This window comes from Streptomyces atriruber (assembly GCF_001418325.1).
Classification (GTDB): domain Bacteria; phylum Actinomycetota; class Actinomycetes; order Streptomycetales; family Streptomycetaceae; genus Streptomyces; species Streptomyces atriruber.
In genome coordinates this window covers 1-1,728 of the sequence record NZ_LIPN01000271.1, presented here as the reverse complement: position 1 = coordinate 1,728, position 1,728 = coordinate 1, and the positions used below count along the sequence as shown (strand labels likewise).

Below are 1,728 nucleotides of genomic sequence, written 5' to 3'. Positions count from 1 at the left end.
CGCCGTCGTCGACGGCCACCGCGTACTCGGTGATGAGGGCATCGACGGCCAACCGGTCGATCACGGCGGCGAGTTCCACGCGCTGCGTCATCGGCTCAGTGTTGGGCACGGGAGGTGTTGAGCCAAGGGTCGTGCAGGGACGAAGGGCCTATGCGGCCCGCACCATCTCCTCGCGGACTGCTGCGGCCCACTCCGTCACCAACTGCTCGTACTCTCTGCGCTGTTCGGCGGAGAGGCGGCCGCCCGCGCGCAGCCACAGACCGCGGATCCGCTCGTTCAATTCGACGGAAGACCGCGCGGAACCATGGGGAGGTGGGGTTAAGGGCATGGCGTCAACCCTAGGGGATGGCTACGACAATCGGAACTGTCAGCTACCGCACACTTCCGCCACGTGATCGAAGCGCAGGTCGTGGCCGCCGGGTGAGCGGATGGGCGAGTGGGGCGAGTGAGCGGGCGGGCGGGTGCGGCCCGGTCGTCGGCCATGCGCGGTCGTCGACGGTCAGGAACGGCTCGACCACCACGGTCGCCGGGGTCGCGCCGGCGAACGCCATGACGTCCCGATGCAGATGGGACTGGTCGCAGTAGCCGCCGGCCGCCGCGACGTCGGCCGCGCCGGTGCCCGCGACCAAGCGGTGCACGGCATGGTCGAAGCGGGCCAGCCTCGCGGCGCGTTTGGGCGGAATGCCCATGGCGGACTGAAACCGGGACCACAGGCGCTTGCGGCTCCATCCGAGGTCGTCGGCGAGCCGGTCGACCCGAACGAGCCCCTTGCTGTCGACGATGCGGTTCCAGGCCCAGATCACCGCGGGGTCCACCGGCGTCCGCGCCTCGCGTCGACGGGCGAGGAGCAGCGCCTCCATGAACGCGAACCGCTCCTCCCACGAGGGGATCCCGCCCAGCTGCTCGCGAATCCGAGACGCCGCACGGCCCCACAGGTCTTCGAGGGACACCATGGCGCCGGTCAGGTCGGCCGGGCTGACGCCCAGGATCGTGCCGGCGACGACGGGGGACAGGCGCACCTGTACGCACTCGATGTGCTCACCCCACGCCCGGACGCCGCCTCCGGAGCCGAAGCCGGGTCCGGCGACGAGGCTTCCCCGGTGCAGGCCGTCCGCGCCGTCGTGCACGGTGGACGGGGTGGGGCCGAATTCCAGGATCAGCATCACCGCGGGGTGCGGGACCAGGCGGAGGCCTTCCGTGAGCGTGCCGGGGACTCGTAACCCGGCCATGTCGACACCGGCGAGCCGTCGCGACCGCTGCGGTCGTGCCACGTCCCACGCGGTGGAACCCGCACGTTCACTCGTGGTGGACCCCATCTCTCCAGGCTACGCGGAGCGGGCCGTGCCGACAGGGCTGCACGACACCATCACGGCCTCGTCACGGCCCCGGGCGGGAACATTTGTCCAAGCCGTCGGCGTGGACCTGCGCCGACAGTGGGCTCATGACTTCTTACCCCTCCACCGAGGATTCGTTCCTCCGCCTGGAACACGGTGACCTCTACGTCGGTCAGGACGGCCCCCGCGACGCGCCCGCGCTCCTCCTCATCCACGGTTCGGCCACGTCGAGCCGCTCGTGGGACGCGCTGGTTCCGCTGTTGTCCATGTCGCATCGCGTCATCCGGATCGATCTGCCGGGGCACGGGCGTTCGGCCGAACCGATCGGCCACGACTACGGGATCCCGGAGCAGGGAGGCAGGATCGGCGCGGCGCTGGACCGGCTCGGCGTCGA

Annotated in this window: 3 protein-coding genes and 1 pseudogene; 1 reads left to right on the top strand and 3 read right to left on the bottom strand. The window is 70.9% G+C overall.

Annotation, left to right across the window (positions count from 1 at the left end; genetic code table 11):
- The 3 genes and pseudogenes from AOK03_RS44290 to AOK03_RS26520 all read right to left on the bottom strand — a co-directional run.
- Positions 1-91, bottom strand: a pseudogene (locus AOK03_RS44290) (nuclear transport factor 2 family protein); the annotation flags it as partial.
- A gap of 57 nt (positions 92-148) precedes the next feature.
- The gene (locus AOK03_RS41280; protein WP_371934882.1) at positions 149-280 is read right to left on the bottom strand and encodes a hypothetical protein; all 132 of its coding nucleotides are present in this window, start codon (positions 278-280) and stop codon (positions 149-151) included.
- 91 nt (positions 281-371) lie between these two features.
- On the bottom strand, positions 372-1,229 hold the full coding sequence (locus AOK03_RS26520) for a helix-turn-helix domain-containing protein (protein ID WP_063792581.1): 858 nt from the start codon (positions 1,227-1,229) through the stop codon (positions 372-374).
- A 212-nt stretch (positions 1,230-1,441) separates the two neighbouring features.
- Between AOK03_RS26520 and AOK03_RS26515 the strand changes: the two genes are divergently transcribed.
- Positions 1,442-1,728, top strand: a 287-nt coding sequence (locus tag AOK03_RS26515) for an alpha/beta fold hydrolase (RefSeq protein ID WP_157869089.1), incomplete at its 3' end; no start/stop codon positions are given.